This window comes from Cupriavidus neocaledonicus (assembly GCF_000372525.1).
In the GTDB taxonomy this organism is placed as follows: domain Bacteria; phylum Pseudomonadota; class Gammaproteobacteria; order Burkholderiales; family Burkholderiaceae; genus Cupriavidus; species Cupriavidus neocaledonicus.
Genome location: NZ_AQUR01000092.1, coordinates 32524 through 55846 on the forward strand (window position 1 = coordinate 32524; position 23323 = coordinate 55846).

Consider the following 23323-nt stretch of genomic DNA (forward strand, 5'->3'; position numbering starts at 1 on the left):
GCAAGCACTTGCGCGCCCCGGCCAAAGCAGAGCGACAAGTGTGCCAAGGGCCGCAAACGCTTGTGCCACGCGGCTTTGCGAGACCGTTCGCGATGCCTGGCCGCCACTGCGCCGCGGCGCCGGACCAATCGGTTGCGCCAATGCAACGCGGTGCCCAGGCGCCGTGGCGGCGCCGGCATGGCGCTGAAGTCCGCCGGGGCGCACTGGCCGGCGCTTTCCCGTGCGCGCGACACCCGCGTCACGGCCTCGCGGCCCGTTGCACGGTTGAAACTAGCCTTACATCAGTCATGCACGCGAGTAACTACGGTGCATCGCGCCGCCCCGGAAACAGCGGTGTGTGGCTACGCAGAAACGGGTACGCGCAGGGTGCGGCAATGGCGGCAAATGGGGGCGGCAAATGACGCGGCAAATGACGCGGCAAATGACGCGGCAATGGCGCCGTCAGCGGGGCTGGCCCGAGGTACCCGCGGGATTGGCCGGGCTGGACGGTGTCGCGGCAGGCGCTGCCGAGGGCATGGCGCCCGATGCGGTGCCGGAGATGGGCTTGGGGCCAGGCTGGCTGCGCTCGCAGCCGGCGCAGCCGAGCACGGCGATGATTGCCAGCACGGCCGCCGGGCGTGCGCGGAGGTTGCAGGTCACGGGTGCCTCCTTGCGCCGGCGCGCGGGCAACGGATGCGCCGGCAGGTATGCCTGGTCTTACTGTAGCAGGTCGCCTGCGGCGCGCCGCGCCAGGCGCGCCTTGGGCAAGGGGCGCAATGCGCAGTATGATGAACGCAGCGCCCGCCGCGCGCGCACGCGCCATCCATCCGCGCGCCCGCGCCGGATCGCGCCAGCACCAGGCCGTGACTGACAAGACCGAACCTTCCTCCCCGTCCGCCGCCGAAGGCGTGCCGCCGCCGCGCCGGCACCGCCCGCACTGGCTGCCCGACCGCCACACCGGTGCGCGCACGCTGCGCGTCGTGGGCGCCGCGGTCACCTCGTGGTTCGCCCACCGCGCCGCCAGCAAGGGCGCGGCACTGTCCTTCTACATGCTGTTCTCGCTGGCGCCGATCCTGGTGCTGGTGATCTCGATCGCCGGCCTGTTCTTTGGCGCCGAGGCTGCGCGCGGCGAGATCTTCGCGCAGCTCGCCGGACTGGTAGGCGACCAGGGCGCGGCCGCCATCGAGGGCATCCTCGCCGCCACGCACCGCGCCGGCGGCAGCGGCATGGCAGCGCTGATCGCCACCGGCATCCTGTTGGTCGGCGCCACCAGCGCCTTCGCCGAACTCAAAAGCAGCCTGGACGACATCTGGCACGTGCCGGTGCCCGACACGGCCGGCTGGCGCCAGTTGCTGCGCACACGCCTGCTGTCGTTCAGCCTGGTGCTGGTGCTGGCCTTCATGCTGCTGGTGTCGCTGATCGTCAATGCGGCGCTGGCGGTGGTCGAGCGCGTCTGGGGCCAGCTGTGGACGCAGTCGTGGTTCGCGCCGGTGGCCGAAGCGGTCTCCTCGCTGTTCTCGTTCGCGGTGGTGACCGCGCTGTTCGCGGTGATCTTCAAGATGTTGCCCAATGCGCGCATTGCTTGGCGCGACGTCACCATGGGCGCGGTCATCACCGCGCTGCTGTTCTCGATCGGCAAGCGTTTGATCGGGCTGTACCTGGGCAACAGCGCGGTGGCCTCGTCCTATGGCGCCGCCGGCTCGGTGGTGGCGCTGATGCTGTGGGTGTATTACTCGGCACAGATCTTTTTCTTCGGCGCCGAGCTGACGCGCCAGTACGCGCTGCAGTTCGGCAGCCTGCGCGGCAAGCCGGCGGACAAGCTGGCCGAATAGCGGCAGCACGCCGGAGCGGACAGGCGGAGGTCGCGCGCCGACCGGCGATAACGCAAATCCCGTAGCGGCGCCCAAACCGGTAAAATAACGCCCCATTCCCTTCGCGTGCCCGCAGGGCCCGGCCCTGCGGCCGCCCGCGGCGCTGCCGGTCCTGGTTCCGGCCATCGCCGGGCCATCCCAATATTCCCAGTCAGATTCCGCTGCCGTGAGCTCGCTCGTTCCTGAAATTGCGCGTCGTCGCACCTTCGCCATCATCTCCCACCCCGACGCGGGCAAGACCACCCTGACCGAAAAGCTGCTGTGGTTCGGCGGCGCGATCCAGGTCGCGGGCGAAGTGCGGGCGCGCAAGGCCGACCGCCATGCCACCTCGGACTGGATGGAGCTGGAAAAGCAGCGCGGCATTTCGGTGACCTCGTCGGTGATGCAGTTCCCGTACCGCCGCGACAGCGCGGACGGCAAGGCGCAGGAGAATATCGTCAACCTGCTCGACACCCCCGGCCACGAGGACTTCTCCGAAGACACCTACCGCACGCTGACCGCGGTGGACTCGGCGGTGATGGTGATCGACTCGGTCAACGGCGTCGAAGCGCAGACCATCAAGCTGCTGAACGTCTGCCGGCTGCGCGACACGCCCATCCTGACCTTCATCAACAAGCTCGACCGCGAAGGCCGCTCGCCGATCGAGTTGCTCGACGAGATCGAGGACGTGCTGCAGATCCAGTGCGCGCCGATGACCTGGCCGATCGGCATGGGCAAGGCCTTCCGCGGCGTGTACCACCTGATCGACGACAAGGTGCAGCTGTTCGACCCGCACGGCGACAAGGGCACCGCGGCGATCCTGGACGGCCTGGACAATCCGGAGCTGGACCGCATCCTCGGCAGCCAGGCCGAAGAGCTGCGCATCGAGATCGAACTGGTGCGCGGGGCCTCGCACACCTTCGACAAGGAGGCCTTCCTCAACGGCAAGCAGACGCCCGTGTACTTCGGCTCGGCCATCAACAACTTCGGCGTACAGTCGCTGCTGGATGCGCTGTGCGAGCTGTCGCCGCCGCCGCTGGCGCGCAATACGGATTCGCGCGTGGTCGAGCCGCAGGAGCCGAAGTTCACCGGCTTCGTGTTCAAGATCCAGGCCAATATGGATCCGCGCCATCGCGACCGCATTGCCTTCGTGCGCGTGTGCTCGGGCCGCTTCGAGCGTGGCATGAAGCTGCTGCACGTGTCGGCGGGCAAGACCGTGGCGATCAACAACGCCATCACCTTCATGGCGCAGGACCGCAACACCACTGAAGAAGCCTACGCCGGCGACATCATCGGCGTGCCCAACCACGGCACCATCCGCCTGGGCGATGTCTTCACCGAGGGCGAGCCGCTCAAGTTCACCGGCATCCCGTCGTTCGCGCCGGAATTCTTCCGCCGCGCGCGCCTGAACAACCCGCTCAAGGTCAAGCAGCTGCAGAAGGGCTTGCAGCAGCTGGCGGAAGAGGGCGCCACGCAGATGTTCCGGCCGCTGGCGTCCAATGACCTGGTGCTGGGCGCCGTGGGTATCCTGCAGTTCGACGTGGTGGCGCACCGGCTGGAGCATGAGTACGGCGTCGACGCCATCTTCGAATCGCACGAATGCGCCACCGCGCGCTGGCTCAAGGGCACGCCGGCCGAGATCGAGAAGCTGATCGCCAAGGCCGGGCACAACGTGGCGCTGGACGGTGCCGGCGACCATGTCTACCTGGCGCCGAGCATGGTCAACCTGCGCCTGACGCAGGAGCGGTTCCCGGAGCTGCAGTTCCTGGAGACGCGCGAGATCGTCTGATCATCGCGCTCGTGCAAAGCAAAACGGCTCGCCATGGCGAGCCGTTTTGCTGTGCGGAGGGTTTGCCCGGCGCTTTTACAGCCAATCAATACGCCAGCGACGCCTGGATATAGAACGTCCGCGGCATGCCCACATACTTGCCCGCATTGTTGTCGGTCGAGCGCGTGAAATAGCGCTTGTCGAACACGTTCTTCACGCCCACCGCCAGCTTCAGGTTCTGCGCCGCCTTGCCGAAGTCATAGCCCACGCGCAGGTTCATCAGCGCATAGCCTGGGATATCGCCCAGCGCGCCGTTGGCGCTCTCCGCGGTCTGGTAGGTGGTCGACGTGCTCGGGTCGCCCGGCGAGTGCTGCTTGGACTGCGCAAAGCCGTCGACATTGAGCGACCAGCGGTTGCGCGCATAGCGCATGCCCACCGTGGCCACATGGCGCGAATAGAACGGCAGGTCGCGCCCGGCGAAGTTGCCCTGGTTGTAGGTGGCTTCGGTGTAGGTGTAGGTGGCGTAGGCCGACAGGCCGATCAGCGACTTGTCGAGCGCGCCGAAGTCATAGCGCAGCGACGACTCCACGCCGCGGTGGGTGGTGGCGCCGAGGTTGGTCCACGCATCCGGCGCGCCGCCGGTGCCGCCGCGCAGCTGCAGCTCGTCGTCGAAGTCGATGTTGAACAGCGTCAGCTCGCCGCCCCAGCCATTGGCGTTGAAGTGCGTGCCGATCTCGTAGGTCTTGGCTTTTTCCGGCGTCAGGCCATTGGTGGTCTGCGCGATCTGGAAATACTGCAGCGGACCGAACGAGATCCCGGCGTTGGCGAACAGCTTCCACTGGTCGCTGACGTGGTACATCACCGCCAGCGACGGCAGCGGCTCATCCGAAGACACGTCGCGGCGCACGTTGCTGAAGCGGTCGGTCACGTACGAACGGATGAACTCGTAGCGCAGCCCGGGCGTGATGGTCCAGTTGCCGACGTTGATGGTGTCGTCGAGATAGACCGCGTTGGCGGTGGTGCCGCCGGTGCGCCACTGGTAGACCGGCGAAGGCAGGGTGGTGGCATCGACCGAACCCGGCACGTAGTACGCGGTGCGCGAGGCCTGCTCGTCGCTGGCTTCGCGCAGGAAGCGATAGCCGACGCTGACCTCGTGGCTCATGCTGTCGCCGCGGAACAGCTGCGAGTAGCGCGGCTCGATCGCGAAGGTGTGGTAATTGCGCGGGGCCGCGGTCAGGCGGCGCCGGCCCGCCTGTGCGCCGGTGCCTTCCTGCTCGATATTGCTGCCGCGGAAGCTGTCGGTGTAGTACGTCAGCACCTCGAACTTGCGGTCGGCGTCGTTGTGGCTGTATTTCAGGCTGAAGTCGTGGCGCCGGCCGCTGAAATTGTCGTAGGGGCGCACCGACAGGAACGGGTCGGCCGCGTACTGCGCCGGCGTCAGCCCGCCGGGCATGCCGGCCGTGCCTTCGTAGTAGTGGAACGCGGCGCTCAGCGAGTCGGTCTTCGAGATCCGGTACGCACCCTTGAGCAGCAGGTCGTCGATATTGACGTGGTCGTTGCTGGCGCGGTAGCCGTTGCCGTGGATGCCCGAGTACAGCAGCGCCCCGCCCAGGCCCTGCTCGTTGGTGCCGCCGATGAATGCGGTCGGGTTGGTCTTGACGTTGCCGCCGTGGCTGTAGATGTCGGTCGAGACCGAGGCGTCGGCGGCGAAGGTCGTCGGGATCGGGCGCGTCACGAAGTTGATGATGCCCCCCACGTTCTGCGGGCCGTAGCGCACCGAGCCCGCGCCGCGCACCACGTCGATGGTCTCGAGGTTGCCCAGCGACAGCGGCGCCATCGACAGCTGCGGCTGGCCGTAGGGCGCCACCGCCAGCGGGATGCCGTCCATCAGGATGGTCGAGCGCGGCGACAGCCGCGAGGCCAGCCCGCGCACGCCCACGTTCAGCGAGACATCGCTGCCGCCGGTGCCGTTGTTCTCCTGCACCTGCACGCCCGGAATGCGGCGCAGCACTTCGCGCACATTGTTGGCGCCGGCTTCGGCAAAGGTCTCGCGGTCGACGATGGTACGCGCGCCCGGATGCTCCAGCACCTTGGCCTCGTTGGCGTTTTCCAGCCAGTTGCCGACCACGGTGACCGTGTTCAGCGTGGCCTCGGTATTGGCGGCGGCAGTGGCGGGGGTTGCGGAAGCCGGCTCGGCGGCGTGAGCCGGCATGGCGGCGAGCTGGGCAAACAGCAGGGCGGCGCCGATGGCACCCCCGGTCAGGCGGAAAGCGGGCTGCAAGGTGAGGTTCCTGGGAGAGCGGCGCGTCCCGCTGCGCCGGAAACGGTGGTCCGGGCGGTCGCGCCAATGGGCGGCGATTATAAATGCGAGTGATTCTCAAAGGCGAGAAGCCCGACGCTGCGCTCCCTGCGCCTGTCGCGTCTCCGCATCATTGTGCGGACAATGAGCGGTGATTTGCGCTTCATTTCGCACATTTGGTAAACCACGTGTACAGAAGTGGGCATCTGCATGCATCAATTAAGCGCACGCTTTAGAATCTGCCCTTTGCGCCCGGCGAACCGCTCCGCTGGCGCAAGCCCAGTTCCCTTCCTGCCCCCGTCCATGTCTTCCCCTGCCACCGTTCCGGCCGCCGAGCCGGACAGCGTCTTCCGTGATTCCGTTTTTCGCCGCTACTGGTTCGCGCGGCTCTGCACCACCATCGGTTACCAGATCTTTACCGTGGCGGTGGGCTGGCAGATGTATGACCTGACGCGCGACCCGCTGATGCTGGGCATGGTCGGGCTGGTGCAGTTCCTGCCGTCGGTGGCGCTGATCCTGATGTCCGGCCATGTGGCGGACCGCTTCGACCGGCGCCGCATCGTGCGCACCTGCCAGTCGCTCGAAGCACTGCTGGCCGCCGGCATGGCCGCCGCCAGCCTGGGCGGCTGGATCGAGAGCCACCACATCTTTGTCTTCGTCGCGTTGATCGGCGCTACGCGTGCATTCGAGAACCCGACGCTGCAGGCGCTGTTGCCCAGCGTGGTCACGCCGCGCCAGCTGCCGCGCGCGGTGGCGCTGGCCAGCTCGGCGGGGCAGGCCGCCATCATCATCGGCCCGGCCATCGGCGGCTTCGCCTATGTGGCCGGCCCGGGCGTGGTGTATACGCTGAGCGCGACGCTGTTTGCCGTCGCCGCCGTGCTGGTGGGCGGGATTCGCCTGCGCCAGGCGGCGCAGCGGCTGACCGCGCCGGTCAGCGTGCGCACCGTCTTTGCCGGCTTCGCCTATATCCGCAGCCGCCCGGTGCTGCTCGGCGCGATCTCGCTGGACATGGTCGCGGTGCTGCTGGGCGGCGCCGCGGCGCTGTTGCCGATCTACGCGCGCGACATCCTGCATACCGGGCCGTGGGGGCTGGGGCTGCTGCGCTCGTCCCCGGCCATCGGCGCGCTGGCGATGGCGCTGTGGCTGGCGCGCCATCCGCTGAACCGGCGCGCCGGGCGCGTGATGTTCGCCGCGGTGGCGGTGTTCGGCGTCGCCACGGTGGTGTTCGGGGTCTCGACCTGGTTGCCGCTGTCGATGGCGGCGCTGGTGGTGCTGGGCGCTTCCGACATGATCAGCGTGGTGGTGCGCTCGACGCTGGTTCAACTGGACACGCCCGACGACATGCGCGGGCGCGTGGGTGCCGTCAATTCGGTGTTCATCGGCGCTTCCAACCAGCTGGGCGAGTTCGAGTCGGGCGTCACCGCCGCGCTGTTCGGCCCGGTGGGCGCGGTGGTCCTGGGCGGTGTCGGCACGCTGCTGGTGGTGGCGGTGTGGATGCGCTTGTTCCCGGCGCTGGCGGCGCGCGACAAGCTGCATGAACATCCCGCCTGAACAGGCATGGCGCGCGCGGGCCTGCATGGCGATGCCCGGAGCGTACCCGTTTCTGCGTGCGCGGCGGCAGCGCTGACGGCGGTATAGTGATGCCTCGCGCGCCAACTTTCGTCGCTGAAAGTCGCGCCGCTCATCACTGCCCGCATCCCGCCACGCCTTGCGCCACATGACCTTGCCGACCGATCCGCTCCAGCGCCACGCGGTGTTCGCCGCGCTCAGCGGCTCGCGCGCTTCGCTGGAGCGCGCCGCCGCGCTGGGCGACGGCCTGGGCGTGGCGCTGTGGCGCAACCGGAACGACAGCACCGGCTACGCCCGGCCCGGCCACCACACCATGTCGGTCTACCTGCAGGGTGGTCACGGCACCTACCGGCGCGACCAGCCCGGCAACAAGGGCGCTCCGGGCAAGCTGTGCCTGTTGCCGGCCGACCATGAGTCGCGCTGGCACGTCGGCGATTCGCAGCGCTTCCTGCATCTGTATTTCCGTCCCGAAACCCTGGCCTGGCACTGCGTGCGCCTGCTCGACCGCGAACCGCGCTCGGTGGCCTTGCGCGACCTGACCTTTGCCGACGATCCGCGCCTGCATGCCCTGAGCCAGCGGCTTGCCGGGCTCGACTGGCTGTCGCCCGAGGCACGCATGGCCGGCAATGCGCTGGCGCACGAGGCGCTCTGCCACCTGGTGCTGACCCACGCCGGCCGCGCCGCCCCGACCGACTGGCGCGGCGGCTTGTCCGCGCAGGCACGGCGAACCGTGCGCGACTGGATCGAGAACCATCCCGAGGGCAACCCGACGCTGGGCGAACTGGCGGCGCTGGCGGGACTGTCGGAATTCCACTTCGCGCGCATGTTCCGGGTGTCGTTCGGCATGCCGCCGCACGCGTGGGTGCTGCAGAGTCGCCTGGAGCGGGCGCGGCGGCTGCTGGCCGATCCACGCCGTCCGCTGCACGAGGTGGCCGCCCGCGCCGGGTTTGCCTCGGCCAGCCACCTGAGCCGCCGGTTCCAGGCCGCGTTTGGCGTGCCCCCCGGCGCCTGGCGCGCGGGGGCGTAGCTTTTCCGGATCCGGCCGATCCGGCGCCAGCCGTTGCGGCGCAAGGCCTGGCGCCGGCGCCTGCCGGATCCTGCGCGAGATCGCGGGAACCCGCTACCGCTTCGCTTGTCCCCTCCTATGTGTCGTGTTTCCGGCTTTGTCGGTGATCGTCTGACATCTTGCATTCAAAGTTCATGAATTTGTCAAACGTGATCCCGCGTCCGGCGTTCCGGCAAGTCCATCCGGAGTGCTGCCACGGCACGCAGAAACGGGTACGCATCGCCGCCCCAGGCCAGCACCGTCGACAACCCTGACAACAACCGCAAACGGAGCCGCTCCCATGGATCTCAACTTCATCGATGCCGACCAGCTTGAGGCGGGCTGGTCCTACCTGGTCCGCTTCGCCATCAACCAGGGCATGAACTGCCTGGCGGCCATCCTGATCCTGATGATCGGCTGGTGGCTGTCGGGCCGCGTCGGCACCGCGGCGCGCGCAGCGCTGGGCCGCACCCATGTCGATGCCACCATGCGCCCGCTGCTGGCGAACGCGCTGCAGTGGATGGTGCGCGTGCTGACCATCGTGCTGGTGCTGTCGCAGTTCGGCGTGCAGACCGCCAGCATCATCGCCATGCTGGGCGCCGCCGGCCTGGCGATCGGGCTGGCGCTGCAGGGCACGCTGCAGAACATTGCCGCCGGCATCATGCTGGTGCTGCTGCGCCCGTTCCGCGTGGGCCAGTACATCGATGCGCAGGGCATCGCCGGCACGGTGCGCGAGACCGGGCTCTTCATGACCGAGCTGACCACCTTCGACGGCGTCTGCCTGCGCGTGCCCAACGGCAAGCTGTGGGGCAGCGCCATCACCAACTACAGCGAGAACGCCACGCGGCGCGCGGACATCGAGGCCACGGTGACCTTCGACAGCGACGTGCAGCGCAGCCTGGAAGCGCTGCGCGCGATGCTGGCGCGCGAGCCGCGGCTGCTGGCCGAGCCCGCCGCCGAAACCATGGTGGTCAACTACACGCAGCAGGGCATTACGCTGAACGTGCGTTACTGGACCTCGAACGACGATTACTGGAACGTGCGCTTCGCATTCTATGAGCGCATCAAGCAGGTGCTGGAGCAGGCCGGCAGCAAGCTGGCGGTGCCGATCCAGGAGCTGCACGTGCCGGGTTCGTCGTCGGTGCCGGACGCGGTCAAGGTAGCCGACGGCGCGCCGACTTCTGCGCCGCGGCCGGCCGCTCCGTCATCGCGCCAGCCCTCGCACCAGCCCTCGCACCAGCCCTCGCGCCAGCCCGCGCGCCAGCCGGGCTAGCCGCGCGCGTCCTGTGCCTCGCCCTCGTCCGAGAACAGCGTGCAGGCCCCGCTTTCTGCCGTGCTGACCTGGCGGCGGAAGGTCGCGAACAGGTCGCGGCCGACGCCATGGCGGTTGGCGCCGAGGTCAGGGCGCGCGGGCGTGCGCGCCTGCCATTCGTCGTCGGACACCAGCACGTCGAGCGTGCCCGCGGTCGCGTCGACGCGCATCATGTCGCCGCTGCGCACGCGCGCGATCGCGCCGCCACGCAGCGCTTCCGGGCAGACGTGGATGGCGGCCGGGACCTTGCCCGATGCGCCCGACATGCGTCCGTCGGTGACCAGCGCGACGTGGAAGCCTCGGTCCTGCAGCACCGTCAGCGCGGGCGTGAGCTTGTGCAGCTCCGGCATGCCGCACGCGGCCGGGCCCTGCCATGGCAGCACCGCAACGAAGTCGCGCTCCAGCTCGCCGCGCTTGAAGGCGTGCAGCACGTCGTCCTGATGCGCGAACACGATCGCCGGCGCCTGCACCACCTGGTGCTCGGGCTTGACCGCGGAGGTCTTGATCACCGCGCGGCCGAGCTTGCCGTCGAGCAGCTTGATGCCGCCGTCCGGGGCAAAGGGCGCCTCGGCGCCGCGCACGATGCTGTCGTCGAGCGGCGCGGCGGGGCCGTCGATCCACGTCAGCTTGCCGTCGCGCAGCACCGGCTCGCGCGTGTAGTCCTGCAGGCCCTGGCCGACGACGGTGGTGACGTCGTCATGCAGCAGACCGAGTGCGAGCAGGCCGCGGATCACCACCGGCAGCCCGCCGGCGGCCTGGAACTGGTTCACGTCGGCCTTGCCATTGGGGTACACGCGCGCCAGCAGCGGCACCACCGCCGACAGCTCGTCGAAATCGTCCCAGCTCAGCACGATGCCGGCCACGCGTGCCATCGCGATCAGGTGCAGCGTATGGTTGGTGGAGCCGCCGGTGGCCAGCAGCCCGACGATGCCGTTGACGAAGGCGCGCTCGTCCAGCACCTCGGCCACCGGCGTATAGCGCTCGCCGCCGTGAACAAGCTTCAGCGCCTGGCGCGCGGCCTCGCGCGTGAGCGCCTCGCGCAGCGGCGTGTTGGGATTGATGAAGGCCGTGCCCGGCAGATGCAGGCCCATCATTTCCATCAGCATCTGGTTGGAGTTGGCGGTGCCGTAAAAGGTGCAGGTGCCCGGTCCGTGGTAGGAGCGGGTTTCGGCCTCGAGCAGCTCCTTGCGGCCGATCTTGCCTTCGGCATAGAGCTGTCGCGTATGCGCCTTCTCGTCATTGCTGATGCCGGTGGTCATGGGCCCGCCGGGAACGAACACCGCGGGCAGGTGGCCGAAGGACAGCGCGCCCATCACCAGGCCGGGCACGATCTTGTCGCACACGCCCAGGTACAGCGCGCCATCGAACATCTGGTGCGACAGCGCCACCGCCGTGGCCAGCGCGATCACGTCGCGCGAGAACAGCGACAGGTCCATGCCGTCCTGGCCCTGCGTGACGCCGTCGCACATCGCCGGCGTGCCGCCGGCAAACTGCGCGGTGCCGCCGGCGTCGAGCGCCGCTTCCTTGAGCCATTGCGGGAACGCCGCCAGCGGCTGGTGCGCGGACAGCATGTCGTTGTAGGCCGAGACGATGGCCAGGTTGGGCCGCTCGTCGGCCTTGAGCCGGATCTTGGCGGCGTCCGGCATGGCGGCCACCGCGTGGGCGAGGTTGGTACAGGAAAGCTGCGCGCGTTCGACCTTGTGCCCGGCCATGGCGCGGGTGCGGTCAAGATACGCCTGGCGCGAGGCGGTGCTGCGGGAGACGATGCGGGCGGTGACCCGCTCGAGCACTGGATGACGTGGCATGGGGTTCTCCTGCGGGGGAGCTTTCAGCCTAGCGCACTTTGCCGGGCCCTGCACGGCGCAGGCGTGCTGGTGGCCAGCCGGGTCCCGGCGCGAACCACGCAGAAATGGGTACGCTTGCCTCGCCAAGCCGTAGCGACTCACGTAAACTGGCCGCTACTCCGGCCGGCCATCGCGCGCCGGCCGCGACAACTCGAATCCTCAAGGAGCGCAGGGTGAGCATGCCTGATTTCGACATGGTGCTGTTCGGCGGCACCGGCGACCTGGCGCGGCGCAAGCTGCTGCCGTCCCTGTTCGATGCGCACCACGCGGGGCTGCTGCATCCGGCGGCGCGCATCCTCGCCACCGGCAGCCAGCCGATGTCGAGCGCGGACTACATCGCCTCGCTGGAACAGACCGTGCGTCCCGCGCTGGCCCATGCGCCGCCCGAGTCATGGGACAGGTTCTGCGCACGCATCGTCTACGTGCAGGCCGATGCACGCGTGCCGGCGCACTTCGATGCGCTGGCCGGGCAGGTGCTGTCGCGCAAGCCCGAGGTGGTGGTGTGCTATCTCGCCACCGCGCCGCACCTGTTCGTGTCGATCTGCGAACAGCTGGCGCGCACCGGGCTGAACACGCGCCACGCGCCCAACGTCCGCATCGTGCTGGAAAAGCCGCTGGGCCATGACCTGGAATCGAACGAAGCGATCAACTCCGCGGTGGCCAAGTTCTTTGCCGAAGAGCAGATCTACCGCATCGACCATTACCTGGGCAAGGAGTCGGTGCAGAACCTGATGGCGATCCGCTTCGGCAACGCGCTGTTCGAGCCGCTGTGGCGCCGCGAATGGGTGCAGGACGTGCAGATCACCATCGCCGAAGAACTCGGCGTGGAAACGCGCGGCGATTTCTACGACCGCACCGGCGCGCTGCGCGACATGGTGCAGAACCACCTGCTTCAGCTGTTGTGCATGGTGGCCATGGAGCCCCCTGCCAGCTTGAGCGAAGACGCCATCCGCGACGAGAAGATCAAGATTCTGAAGGCGCTCAGGCCGATCACGCCGCAGGACGTGGCCGAGAAGACCGTGCGCGGCCAGTACCGCTCCGGCGCGATCGGCGGCAAGCCGGTGCCGGGCTACCTGGAGGAAGAGGGCATCGCGCCGGACAGCCGTACCGAGACCTTTGTCGCGATCAAGGCCGAGATCGCCAACTGGCGCTGGGAAGGCGTGCCGTTCTACCTGCGCACCGGCAAGCGCATGCAGTCGCGCGTGGCCGAGATCGTGATCCACTTCCGCGACGTGCCGCACGCGATCTTCCCGCGGCCGCTGACACAGTCGCCGCAGAACCGGCTGGTGATCCAGCTGCAGCCCGAGGAAAGCATCCGCCTGTACTGCCTGGTCAAGCAGCCGGGCGATACGCTGGAACTGACGCCCACCTCGCTCGACCTGGACTTCGCCAACTCGTTCAAGGTGCGCCGCGCCGGCGCCTATGAACGGCTGCTGCTGGACGTGATCCGCGGCCGGCTGGGCCTGTTCGTGCGCCGCGACGAGCAGGTGCAGGCGTGGCGCTGGGTCGAGCCCATCATCGACACCTGGGAAGCCAGCACGGTCCCGCCCAAGCCCTATACCGCCGGCACCTGGGGGCCGGCGGCGTCGTCGGCGCTGATGTCGCGCGACGGCGGCCTGTGGCACGAAGAAGCCTAGAGCCATCGGCTCGCATCACTGCAAAGGAGGCCGGCATGCGCCTGTTTGAACATCCCACGCCGATGGACCAGGCCGAGGCCCTGGCGATATCGATCGGCAATGCGCTCGAGCTCGCCGTGCGGGTCAAGGGCTGGGCGGTGCTGGCGGTCTCGGGCGGGCGCTCGCCGGTGGCGATGTTCGAGCGGCTGCGCCACCGGCACGTGCGCTGGGAAGCGGTGACCATCACGCTGGTCGACGAACGCGTGGTGCCGCCCGACCACGCCGACAGCAATGCCGCGCTGGTGCGCGCCCACCTGCTGCGCGAGGCCGCGGCCAGTGCCGCCTTCGTGCCGCTGATTGCCGATGCGCAGGACGCCGCCTCGCCCGCGCAGGCGTTGGCGCGCGCCAACGCCGCGTTCCGCCAGCCCGACGTGGTGGTGCTGGGCATGGGCGAGGACGGCCATACCGCCTCGCTGTTCCCGGATGCGCCCGAACTGCAGGACGCGCTGAGCGAGCCGCAGCCGGGCTACGTCATCACTCGTCCGTCGGTGGCGCCGCATGCGCGCATCACGCTGAACCTGGCCGCGCTGCTGGCCGCCGAGCGCGTGTTCCTGTCCGTCTCCGGCGCGGCCAAGGCCGCGGTGCTGGAGCGCGCGCTGCAGGGCCCCACGCCGTCATTGCCGGTGAGCCTGGTGCTGTCGCGGCACCGGCACGGGCTTGACGTGTTCAGGACCTGAGCGCCGCCCCTGGTCCCATTTTTCCGCGAGGAACGAGATCCGCAGCCATGGCCACTACCGCATCCTTCTCCGCTGACTTCCCCCGCCTGCTCGGCGATGTAGGCGGCACCAACGTGCGCTTTGCGCTGGAGACCGCGCCGATGCGGATCGGGCCCGTGACGGCGCTGAAGGTGGCGGATTTTCCGTCGCTGGAGGCCGCGCTGCGCCAGTATCTCGACGGCCTGGCCGGCGCGCGCCAGCCCATGCCGCGCCATGCGGCGATCGGCCTGGCCAATCCGGTGACCGGCGACCAGGTCCGGCTGACCAACCACAACTGGACCTTCTCGATCGACGGCATGCGGCGCGCGCTGGGGCTGCAGACGCTGGTGGCCATCAACGACTTCACCGCGCTGGCGCTGGCCCTGCCGCACCTGCCCGCCGACGGCCTGGCCCAGGTGCGCGCCGGCAGCGCGGTGCGCACCGCGCCGCTGGCGCTGATCGGGCCCGGCACCGGGCTGGGTGTTTCCGGTCTGGTGCCGGCGCCGGGCGGGCAGGCGGTGGCGCTGGCGGGCGAAGGCGGCCATATCGAGCTGATGCCCGACACCGACGACGAATGGATCGCCTGGCGCGCGGCCCATCGCAACGTCGGCCGGGTCTCGGCCGAGCGGCTGCTGAGCGGCAGCGGCCTGTCGCATATCCATGCCGCGCTGGCCGCAGAAACGGGTACGCTTTTGCTTGCGCCGCTGCAGCCGGCGCAGGTCACCGCCGGCGCGCTCGAGCGCAACGACCCGCTGTGCCAGCGCGCCATGGCGGTGTTCTTCGGGCTGTTGGGCTCGGTCGCGGCCGATGTCGCGTTGGTCATCGGTGCGCGCGGCGGGGTGTACCTGGGCGGCGGCATCCTGCCGCGCTTCGTGCCGGCGCTGCGGGATTCGGTGTTCGCCGAGCGCTTTGTCGCCAAGGGCCGCATGCGCGGCTGGCTCGAGGCGGTGCCGGTCCATGTCATCACCGCCAGCCATCCGGCGTTGGCAGGGCTGGCGCAAGCGCTGGCCGAACGCCTTGGCGGCACGGCCGGGAACGCCTAGCCATGCGCGTGCTGCTGGTCGAAGACGACGCCATGATCGGCGAGGGCGTCAAGCTGGCGCTGCGCCAGGAAGGCTTTGCCGTCGATTGGGTACGCGACGGCGATGCGGGCCTGGCGGCGGCCAGCACCGCGGCGGACGGCCAGGCGTGCTACGACCTGATCCTGCTCGACCTGGGGTTGCCGCGCCGCCCCGGCCTGGAGGTGCTGCGCGCGCTGCGGGCGCGCGGCGTGCCCACGCCGGTGCTGATCCTGACCGCGCGCGACGCCGTCGCCGACCGTGTCGCCGGGCTCAATGCCGGCGCCGATGATTACCTGGTCAAGCCCTTTGACCTGCAGGAACTGGCTGCGCGCATGCATGCGCTGGCACGGCGCGCCGCCGGGCGCGCCGAACCGCTGGTCACCTATGGCGACATCGTGCTCAATCCCGCCACGCGCGAAGCCACCTGCCGCGGCGAACCGGTGCGGCTGTCGGCGCGCGAATTCGCGCTGCTGTCGGCGCTGATGGCGCGCCCCGGCAAGGTGTGGTCGGTGCCGCAGCTGCAGGAGCGGCTCTATGGCTGGGACGACGAAGTCGGCAGCAACACGGTCGAGGTCTATATCCACGCGCTGCGCAAGAAGTTCGGCGCGGCGCTGATCCGCAATATCCGCGGCGTGGGCTATGTGGTGCCGCGCCTGGACAGCGAAGCGGCGGCGCATGGCGACGGGGAGGGCGGCTGATGCGCTCGATCCAGCGAACGCTGCTGGGGTGGCTGGCGGCCGGGCTGGTGGCCGGCATCGCCATCGCCACCGCGCTGATCTACGGGCAGGCGCGGCAGGAGGCCAACGCGCTGTTCGACTACCAGATGAAGCAGATGGCGGCGGCGCTGCCGAGCCAGTTCGCCAATCCGCTGGCGCCGCCCTTCGTCGGCGCGCCCGGCGACCTCGGGCATGCCGACGAGGATGTGGTGATCCATATCTGGGACGGCTCCGGGCGCAGCCTTTATTTGTCGCACTCGCACCCGGCACTGCCCGCGCGCGCCGAGCTGGGGTTCTCCAACGTGACCACGCAGCAGGGCGAATGGCGGCTGTACAGCATGCAGCTGGGTCCCGCCGTGGTGCAGATCGCGCAGCCGATGAGCGCGCGCCGCACGCTGGCCGCGCGCATGGCGCTGCGCACCGTGGCGCCACTGCTGCTGTTGCTGCCGCTGCTGGGCTGGCTGGTGTGGATGGCGGTGGGCCGCGGCCTGCGCCCGCTGCGCGAGATCGCCACCGAGGTGCGCGCGCGCGACGCCAACACGCTGGCGCCGCTGGCGGTGCGCCCGATGCCCGACGAAATCGCGCCGCTGAGCGCGGCGCTGAACCAGCTGCTGGCGCGGCTCTCGCATGCCATCGACACCCAGCGCGCCTTCGTCGCCGATGCCGCGCACGCGCTGCGCACGCCGCTGACCGCGCTGCAGCTGCAGGCCCAACTGGTCGAGCGGGCCGACGACGGCGCCGCGCGCGACGAAGCCATCGCCAAGCTGCGCCAGGGGCTGGAGCGGCTCACCCACCTGGTCACCCAGCTGCTGACGCTGGCGCGGCAGGAACCGGGCGCGGCCGTGCCCCCGCACGAACCGGTGGAGCTGCATCAACTGGCCGCGGCCGTGGTCGCGGAGATGGCCCAGGCCGCGCTCGATCGCGACATCGACTTGGGCCTGGACGGCAGCGCCGACGCCACCCCCGCGGTGGTACGCGGCGACGCCGATGCGTTGCGCATCCTGCTGACCAACCTGCTGGACAACGCGCTCGCATACATCCCGGCCGGCGGTCGCATCGACGTGGCGGTGCGGCGCGGCGCCGACGGCCGGAGCGTGGAACTGGTGGTCAGCGACAACGGACCCGGCATCCCCGCGCAAGAGCGCGCGCGCGTGTTCGACCGCTTCTATCGCGTGGCCGATGCCCCGACCGGCGGCAGCGGCCTGGGGCTGGCCATCGTCGCCGAGATCGCGCAGTCGCACGGCGCGCGGGTGGTGCTCGAGGATGCGGGGCCTGGCTTGCGGGTCAGGGTGGTGTTCCGGCAGGCCTGAGCGCCGCTGCTCAGGCCACCGGCGTCAACACCTGTTGCCCGGCAAAATGCCGCCGCGCATTCTCGAGAAACTGCGCCACCGAGGCAGCAATCGCCTCGGGCGACCAGCCCGCGACGTGGGGCGTCAGGACCACGTTGGGGCAGTCGAGCAAGATCGAGGGCGGCTCGGGCTCGCTCTCATAGACATCCAGCCCCGCGCCGCCAAGCTGGCCAGCGCGCAGCGCGCTCGCCAGCGCCTCGGTGTCGACCACGCTGCCGCGCGCGATATTGACCAGGAAGCCGGCGGGGCCCAGTGCCGCCAATACCCTGGCATCCACCAGGTGGCGGGTGTCGGGCCCGCCCGGCGTGGCCACTACCAGGTAATCCGCCCATTCGGCCAGTGCGCCGATGTTGTCGAAATAGCGGTAGCCGGCGTCACCGCGCGGCGTGCGGTTGTGATAGCCGATCTCCAGGTCGAAGCCCTCGCCGCGCCGCGCGATGCGCCGGCCGATAGTGCCGAGGCCGACGATACCCAGCCGCTTGCCCGACACATTGGGCCGCAGCGGCAGCGCGGTGCGCCAGGTGCCGGCGCGCGTGGCCGCGTCCAGTTGCGGCACCGCGCGCACGGTCGCCAGCAGCAGCGCGAAGGCGTGGTCGGCGACGCAGCTGTCGTTGGTGCCAGCGCCATTGGCCACGACGATGCCGCGCGCGCGGGCGTGCGCCACGGCAATGTTCTCGAATCCCGCGCCCAGCGCGCACACCAGTTCCAGTGCCGGCATCGCGTCGATGTCGGCAGCGCTCAGGCCGGTGGAGCCGATGGTCAGTACCGCGCGGATGCGCTCGCCATGGGTGGCGAGCTGATCGGCACGGCTTGCGGCATCGGGCGCATAGAGGATGTCGAAAACTGCCGCAATGGCATCGCGGTGATGAGGAGAGACCTGGGTCAGGATCAACAGCGTGGGCTTCATGGCGGGGCAGTGGAGCGGAAAGGTGGCGGTAAGTGCGGGCCGCCGCCATGGTTGGCAGCAGGTGGGCTGATACGGGCGCGGACCACGGCAGGGGCACATTCTAGCGCCGCGGCACCAGGCTTGCCGAATGCGACAGGCCATCCATCGGATACGCAGAAACGGGTACGCTTTGCACCGGCAGGCCAGGAATGCGACGGGTCGAGTGCGCGGGTTGCGCAGGTAAATCCAGCGTTATCGCGGGTCAACCGGGCTCGCATAGCAGCCTTGGCCGGACCCGCCCGCAGCACGCAGAAACGGGTACGCCTTGGCCGCGCAGACCGCCTTGCCGCCGTGCCGGCGCGACGCCATTGCGTATCATGCGTGTTCCTCTTCTCACTGGTGCAACGACAGCATGCGCGCGATCGGCAACTTCCTCTGGTTCATCCTTGGCGGCGTGGCGATGGGCCTGGCCTGGTGGCTGGCAGGGCTGCTGGCCTTCATTTCGATCATCGGCATTCCCTGGGGCAAGGCCTGCTTCGTGATCGGCAGCTTCACCTTTTTTCCGTTCGGCAAGCAGGCCATCAGCCGGCGCGAACTGACCGGGCGCGACGATGTCGGCACCGGCGCGCTGGGGCTGGTGGGCAATGTGCTGTGGTTTGTCTTTGCCGGCGTGTGGCTGGCCATCGGCCATGTCATGGCGGCGGTGGCCAACTTCGTCACCATCATCGGCATCCCGTTCGCGATCCAGCACCTGAAGCTGGCCGGCATCGCACTGGCGCCGATCGGCCAGACCGTGGTCAGCAACGAGTTGGCGGAGGCCGCGCGCCGCGACGGCGCCCGCGCCCAGGTGGACCAGTTGCGCCGCTGAGCGCTCAGGCGTCCGCGTCGTCGTCGGGACCTTCCCCGTCCTGCTGGCCGGCGTGGGCCACCAGCCGGTCTAGCAGGTCGCCCAGCAGCGCCTGTTCGGCTTCGCTCAGGCAGCCAAAAATCTCCTCATTGCGCCGGGCGATCATGGCGATCGCCTGCCGGTACAGCGGCCTGCCCTGCGCGGTCAGCGACAGCACCACGCCGCGCCCGTCGGCCGCGCTGGCCTCCTTGCTGACCAGCCCGCGCGCCACCAGCGCCTGCGCCGAGCGGCTGGCCTGGCCCTTGGTCAGGTTGGCACGCTGTGCCAGGGCGTTGACCGACAGCGGCGCGAAGGCGCCGATCGCGGCCAGGCAGCGGCCCTCGCTGAGCAGCAGCCCGCATTGCTCCAGGTAGGCGGCGGCGCTGTCCTTGTCGCTGAGCTTGTTGACCTGGTGCAGGCGGTAGCTCAGGAACTGTTCGAGGCGTGGCAGTGGCTTCATGGCGTTTCCGTTTCGGGCGTCGGCATTGTAGAGCCGCCGGCGGCCTCTTGGCGGCTGCGCGCCTCGGCTTCGTCGATCAGCGCCAGCACCGGCGCCAGCGCTGGCTGCCGGCTCATCAGGCCCAGGCATACCATCGCCAGCAGCAGGGGCGCACGGGCCTCGCCGGTGCGTCCCATGGCTTCGCACAGTCGGGTATAGGCCTGGTCGAGGTCTTCAGCTTGCATGGCGGGCTCCGGTTTGCAGCAGGGGGGCGAGGGTGGCGCGCACGGCGTCCCATGACGGTTCGCGCCAGCGTGCCAGCACGTAGCCATCGGGCCGGATCAGGTACAGCGTGCCGGGGCTTGCACCATAGCGGGCGTGGGCCTGGCCGTCGACGTCGGCCAGCGCGGCGGCGCCGGCCGGGGTGCCGCTGACCACCTGGTACGCTTGCAGCGCTTGCGGATGTTCCTGCGCCAGCGCGGCCAGCTGTTCGGGCAGCGCCGGCCGGTCGGCGCCGTGCCGGAACCACAGCATCGTGAAACGCTGCCCGAAGCATTGCGTCAGATGGCGGATGCCGTCCGGGCCGTCCACGCGCATCTCCGGCGCCGGCACGCCGGGCGCAGCGCCCGGGCAGTCGGCGCCGAAGTCGCTCGGACCGTTCAGCGCCGAATCGGCATAGGCAACCGGTGCCGACTGCCGCGGATTGATCAGCGAACGCACCGCCGGCTCGGATGGCGCCAGCCGCAGCGTAGCCTCGCGCATCAGCCTGAAGGCGAAGTCTGGCGGCGCCATGAACTCGGTGCTCTTGGCGCCGTAGGCAAGGTTCTGGCGCGTGGCGTGCAGCCGTTCGGCGGAGTAGCTATCGAGCAGGCTGTCGCTGGCCTGGCCGCGCAGCACCCAGGCCAGCTTCCACGCCAGGTTGCCGGCATCGTCCAGTCCCGAATTGAGCCCGCGCACGCCAAAGATCGGCACCAGGTGCGCGGCGTCGCCGGCGAACAGGATGCGGCCATGGCGATAGTCCCGCAGGGTCAGGCACTTGGCGTTGTACATGGAGATCCACAGCGGCCGCCACGGCTCGGTCTCGCCGATCATGTCGAGGTGGCTCTGCACGCGCGGCAGCACGTTCTCGGGCCTGACCGCCTCGTCGGGGTCTTCGTCGTCGCGGAGCTGGTAGTCGATGCGCCAGACGTCGTCGGGCTGCCGGTGCATCAGCAGGGTCGAGCCGGGGTTTGAGGGCGGGTCGAACCAGGCCAGCCGCTCTACCTCGCGCCGCGTCTTCTGCACGATATCGACGATCACGTAGCGGCCTTCGTACTGCGTGCCTTCCATGCGCAGGCCCAGTTGCTCGCGCACCGTGCTGCGACCGCCGTCGCAAGCCACCAGCCATTGCGCATCGACCTCCACCGCGCCGGCCCCGGTCTCGATCCCGGCGACCACGCCGCCGGCGTGCTGGCGCAGCGTCCGCAAGCGCGCGCCGAAGCGCACCTCGGCGGGCGACGCGCCGCGCAGCGCGGCATCGTGGGCGAAGGCCTCCAGGTAGTACTGCTGGATATTGACCATCGGCGCAAAGCGCTCGCCCGGCTCGCTCGGCATCTGGAAGTGCAGCACTTCCGTGTCGCGGTAATAGCTGCGCCCGCCGACCCAGGGCAGGCCGGTCGCGACGGTGGCCCGGTCGGCGCCCGCCCAGCCCAGGATTTCCAGCGAGCGCCGTGCCATGCAGATCGCGCGGCTGCCGGCGCAGTAGCCGTCGTCGGCTTCCACCACCAGCGCGGCAATGCCCTGGCGCGCCAGCAGCGCGGCCAGGGTCAGGCCGACCGGGCCGCCGCCGGCGATCAGCACCGGGATGCGCTGCGGCCAGGGGCGGGACGAAGCGGGTGGGGGTGCGGGCGGCACCGGCAGGCGCGGGGCGGGCAGGTCTGGCATGGCGGGCAAGGGTCTGCGGGGGTGGTTGTGGGCGCAACTATATCGCCCAAATAGTTGCGTGCGAAACTAGTGTAAACCCCGCCGGCCGGGGCCGGCACGGCGGTAACGCAAAGCAGCCGCCGCACCCAGGCCCTTCGCCTATGCTTCGCAACAGGCACACTGTTCCGCTGAAGGGGCCGCGCCATGCCCGTCCTGCCCTCCGATGCCGCGCCGCGCGCGGCCTGGCTGCCATCGCCGGGCAGCTGGCAATACCACCTGATGCTGGGCGCGGCCGGCATGCTGGTGCTGGGTCCGCTCGGTGGCGTCGCCGCGGCATACATGAATTTCTCGCTGGGCTTCTTTGTCGGCGGGCAGGTGCTGGCGGGCATCCTGGGCTCGGTGGTGACGGCCGGCTATGGCGCGTCCGGCCGCCATGGCGCCAACTACATCCAGACCGCGGCGGCGTCGGTGGCGGGCATGGGCGGCATGGCGGTGGTGCTGCAGGCGATGGCGTGGCTCGGCATGGCGCAGCCGCCACTGTGGCAGCTGGTGCTGTACCTGCTGTGCATCGGCATGTTCGGGGTGGGGGTGGGCATGCTGTACACGCCGCTGCTGGTGGACCGCATGCAGCTGACCTTTCCCTCGGGGCTGGCTGTGGCCAACATCCTTCGCGCGCTGACCGATCCGGCGCTGCTGCGGCGCTCGGTGGCGCGGCTTGGCGGCGGCATGGTGCTGGGCCTGGCCAGCGGGCTGGGGGCCGGGCGGGTGCCGGGGCTGGCGGCGCTGGACCTGTCCGCGGCCACTTTCGGCGCGGGCATGATCGTCGGCGCGCGCGTGGGCGTTGCCGCGCTGGTGGGCGGGCTGGCCGGCTGGGCCATGACGCCGTGGTTTATCGACGCCGGCTGTCTCGCGCCGGGCGAGCCGTACCGCAAGGCCACGTTCCTGGTGGCGCTTGGCATGATCATGGGCGCGGCTGTGGTCGACCTGGCGCAACTGCTGGCGCAGGCCTGGCGGCGCTGGCGCACGCAGCGCCAGCAGCCGAGCGCGCCGCGGCGCGGGCCCGGCATGGGCTGGGTGGCGGCGTGGGCGCTGCTGTGGGGCGGTGCCACGGTGGCGGCGGGCGTGACGTGGTTCGGGCAGCCGCTGGCCTTCCAGCTGATTGCCGTGCTGCTGGCGCTGGTGTTCGCGCTGGTCAACGGCATCTCGGTCGGCATGGTCGACCAGAATCCGATTTCATCGGCGTTCGTGCTGTCGGTGATCGTGATGGCGGGCGCCGGCCTGCGCGCGCCGCAGGTGGGCCTGATCGCCGCCACGGTATTGCTGGTGGCTACGGCCGAAGCCAGCGACATGCAGCAGGACCGCTCCACCGGCTGGCGCCTGGGCAGCGACCGCATGGTGCAGTTCGGCTACCAGGTGGCGGGCATCGTGGTCGGCGCACTGGTCGCGGTGGCGATGGCGCGGCTGTTCCTGCAGGCCTATCCGGTGCTGGCGCTGGACCAGACCACCCTGCCGGCCGACCAGCAGCCGGCGCGCTGGACTTCGGCCATGACCTACAAGATCGTGGGCGTGCTCCATGGCCTGTCGCAGGACCGCACCGGCCAGTACCTTGCGGTTGGGGCGGGCCTGGCGATCGGGCTGGCGACGGCGCTGTTGCGCCGCGCCATCCTCGGCCATCCCGCGTGGCAGCGCTTTGCGCGTTCCGGACGGGGCGGGCAGGCGGCGGATTTCATGCTCGATGCCGTGATCCTGCCTTCGCCCTATGCTTCGTCGTTCGGCGGTTTCGTCAACCTGGCGGCGGCGGCATGGATGGCGGCGGGCGGTGTGCTGGCCAGCGTGGGCGGCGTGGTCGGCGCACACGGGGTGCGCCGGCAAGGCTTGCCGCGCGACATGAACACCGCGTCGCTGCTGGGCGGGGGGCTGATTGCGGGCGATGCGCTGGCGGCGCTTGGCATCGGCATGGCCGGCTTGCTGTTGGTCCCGTGAGAGCATGACGCGGCCAATTGTCAAATTTGGCTGACGCTTCTGTCCAAGATCCAGTGGATTGTCA

19 protein-coding genes are annotated in these 23323 nt (G+C 69.9%); 12 read left to right on the forward strand and 7 right to left on the reverse strand.

Annotated features, from left to right (window positions below):
• Positions 1 to 441: 441 nt before the first annotated feature.
• A complete protein-coding gene (locus tag A3AG_RS0112635) occupies positions 442 to 639 on the reverse strand; it encodes a hypothetical protein (RefSeq protein WP_240619838.1) in 198 nt (65 codons plus the stop codon).
• A gap of 116 nt (positions 640 to 755) precedes the next feature.
• On the opposite strand from A3AG_RS0112635, the gene A3AG_RS0112640 reads away from it, so the two are divergent.
• Complete coding sequence (locus A3AG_RS0112640; RefSeq protein ID WP_026164147.1) at positions 756 to 1811, forward strand: YihY/virulence factor BrkB family protein; 1056 nt, start codon at positions 756 to 758, stop codon at positions 1809 to 1811.
• 205 nt (positions 1812 to 2016) lie between these two features.
• Positions 2017 to 3618: a peptide chain release factor 3 gene (locus A3AG_RS0112645; RefSeq protein WP_018005752.1), complete on the forward strand. Its 1602-nt coding sequence runs from the start codon at positions 2017 to 2019 to the stop codon at positions 3616 to 3618.
• 85 nt (positions 3619 to 3703) lie between these two features.
• Here the strand turns inward: A3AG_RS0112645 and A3AG_RS0112650 are convergent, their stop codons facing one another.
• Positions 3704 to 5878 carry a TonB-dependent receptor family protein gene (locus A3AG_RS0112650; RefSeq protein ID WP_018005753.1) on the reverse strand — a complete coding sequence of 725 codons (2175 nt, stop codon included), beginning with the start codon at positions 5876 to 5878 and terminating at the stop codon, positions 3704 to 3706.
• A gap of 321 nt (positions 5879 to 6199) precedes the next feature.
• Between A3AG_RS0112650 and A3AG_RS0112655 the strand changes: the two genes are divergently transcribed.
• The 3 genes from A3AG_RS0112655 to A3AG_RS31625 all read left to right on the forward strand — a co-directional run bounded on the left by A3AG_RS0112655 (position 6200) and on the right by A3AG_RS31625 (position 9783).
• Entirely contained in the window at positions 6200 to 7447 is a 1248-nt protein-coding gene (locus A3AG_RS0112655) for an MFS transporter (RefSeq protein WP_026164148.1), read from the forward strand.
• A gap of 166 nt (positions 7448 to 7613) precedes the next feature.
• Entirely contained in the window at positions 7614 to 8492 is an 879-nt protein-coding gene (locus A3AG_RS0112660; RefSeq protein ID WP_018005755.1) for a helix-turn-helix domain-containing protein, read from the forward strand.
• A gap of 319 nt (positions 8493 to 8811) precedes the next feature.
• Positions 8812 to 9783 (forward strand): mechanosensitive ion channel family protein, encoded by a 972-nt coding sequence (locus tag A3AG_RS31625; RefSeq protein ID WP_018005756.1) that lies wholly within the window; start codon positions 8812 to 8814, stop codon positions 9781 to 9783.
• Here A3AG_RS31625 and edd read toward each other — a convergent pair.
• Positions 9780 to 11627, reverse strand: a complete 1848-nt coding sequence (edd, locus tag A3AG_RS0112670; RefSeq protein WP_018005757.1) for a phosphogluconate dehydratase — start codon at positions 11625 to 11627, stop codon at positions 9780 to 9782. The two genes, A3AG_RS31625 and edd, sit on opposite strands and share 4 nt — an antisense overlap.
• 218 nt (positions 11628 to 11845) lie before the next feature.
• Between edd and zwf the strand changes: the two genes are divergently transcribed.
• Genes zwf through A3AG_RS0112695 form a run of 5 tightly spaced genes read left to right on the forward strand, consistent with a single transcriptional unit; the run spans position 11846 to position 17124 of the window.
• Positions 11846 to 13303: a glucose-6-phosphate dehydrogenase gene (zwf, locus tag A3AG_RS0112675; RefSeq protein WP_018005758.1), complete on the forward strand. Its 1458-nt coding sequence runs from the start codon at positions 11846 to 11848 to the stop codon at positions 13301 to 13303.
• A 35-nt stretch (positions 13304 to 13338) separates the two neighbouring features.
• Positions 13339 to 14019 carry a 6-phosphogluconolactonase gene (pgl, locus tag A3AG_RS0112680; RefSeq protein ID WP_018005759.1) on the forward strand — a complete coding sequence of 227 codons (681 nt, stop codon included), beginning with the start codon at positions 13339 to 13341 and terminating at the stop codon, positions 14017 to 14019.
• 47 nt (positions 14020 to 14066) lie between these two features.
• Positions 14067 to 15080, forward strand: coding sequence for a glucokinase (gene glk / locus A3AG_RS0112685; RefSeq protein WP_018005760.1), 1014 nt, complete (start codon positions 14067 to 14069; stop codon positions 15078 to 15080).
• 2 nt (positions 15081 to 15082) lie between these two features.
• Positions 15083 to 15796, forward strand: a complete 714-nt coding sequence (locus A3AG_RS0112690) for a response regulator (RefSeq protein ID WP_018005761.1) — start codon at positions 15083 to 15085, stop codon at positions 15794 to 15796.
• Entirely contained in the window at positions 15796 to 17124 is a 1329-nt protein-coding gene (locus tag A3AG_RS0112695) for a sensor histidine kinase (RefSeq protein WP_018005762.1), read from the forward strand. The genes A3AG_RS0112690 and A3AG_RS0112695 overlap by 1 nt, the downstream gene beginning before the upstream one ends.
• Before the next feature lie 10 nt (positions 17125 to 17134).
• Here the strand turns inward: A3AG_RS0112695 and A3AG_RS0112700 are convergent, their stop codons facing one another.
• Complete coding sequence (locus A3AG_RS0112700) at positions 17135 to 18070, reverse strand: 2-hydroxyacid dehydrogenase (protein ID WP_018005763.1); 936 nt, start codon at positions 18068 to 18070, stop codon at positions 17135 to 17137.
• A gap of 391 nt (positions 18071 to 18461) precedes the next feature.
• Here A3AG_RS0112700 and A3AG_RS0112705 point away from each other — a divergent pair, with 391 nt between their 5' ends.
• On the forward strand, positions 18462 to 18917 hold the full coding sequence (locus A3AG_RS0112705) for a YccF domain-containing protein (RefSeq protein ID WP_018005764.1): 456 nt from the start codon (positions 18462 to 18464) through the stop codon (positions 18915 to 18917).
• A gap of 4 nt (positions 18918 to 18921) precedes the next feature.
• Here the strand turns inward: A3AG_RS0112705 and A3AG_RS0112710 are convergent, their stop codons facing one another.
• The 3 genes from A3AG_RS0112710 to A3AG_RS0112720 are packed head-to-tail and all read right to left on the reverse strand — an operon-like array spanning position 18922 to position 21297.
• Positions 18922 to 19395, reverse strand: a complete 474-nt coding sequence (locus A3AG_RS0112710) for a MarR family winged helix-turn-helix transcriptional regulator (RefSeq protein ID WP_018005765.1) — start codon at positions 19393 to 19395, stop codon at positions 18922 to 18924.
• Positions 19392 to 19619 (reverse strand): hypothetical protein, encoded by a 228-nt coding sequence (locus A3AG_RS0112715; RefSeq protein ID WP_018005766.1) that lies wholly within the window; start codon positions 19617 to 19619, stop codon positions 19392 to 19394. The genes A3AG_RS0112710 and A3AG_RS0112715 overlap by 4 nt, the downstream gene beginning before the upstream one ends.
• The gene (locus tag A3AG_RS0112720; RefSeq protein ID WP_018005767.1) at positions 19609 to 21297 is read right to left on the reverse strand and encodes an FAD-dependent oxidoreductase; all 1689 of its coding nucleotides are present in this window, start codon (positions 21295 to 21297) and stop codon (positions 19609 to 19611) included. Before A3AG_RS0112720 ends, A3AG_RS0112715 begins: the two co-directional genes overlap by 11 nt.
• Positions 21298 to 21480: 183 nt before the next feature.
• On the opposite strand from A3AG_RS0112720, the gene A3AG_RS0112725 reads away from it, so the two are divergent.
• Positions 21481 to 23259, forward strand: coding sequence for an OPT/YSL family transporter (locus A3AG_RS0112725; protein WP_018005768.1), 1779 nt, complete (start codon positions 21481 to 21483; stop codon positions 23257 to 23259).
• Positions 23260 to 23323: the final 64 nt, after the last annotated feature.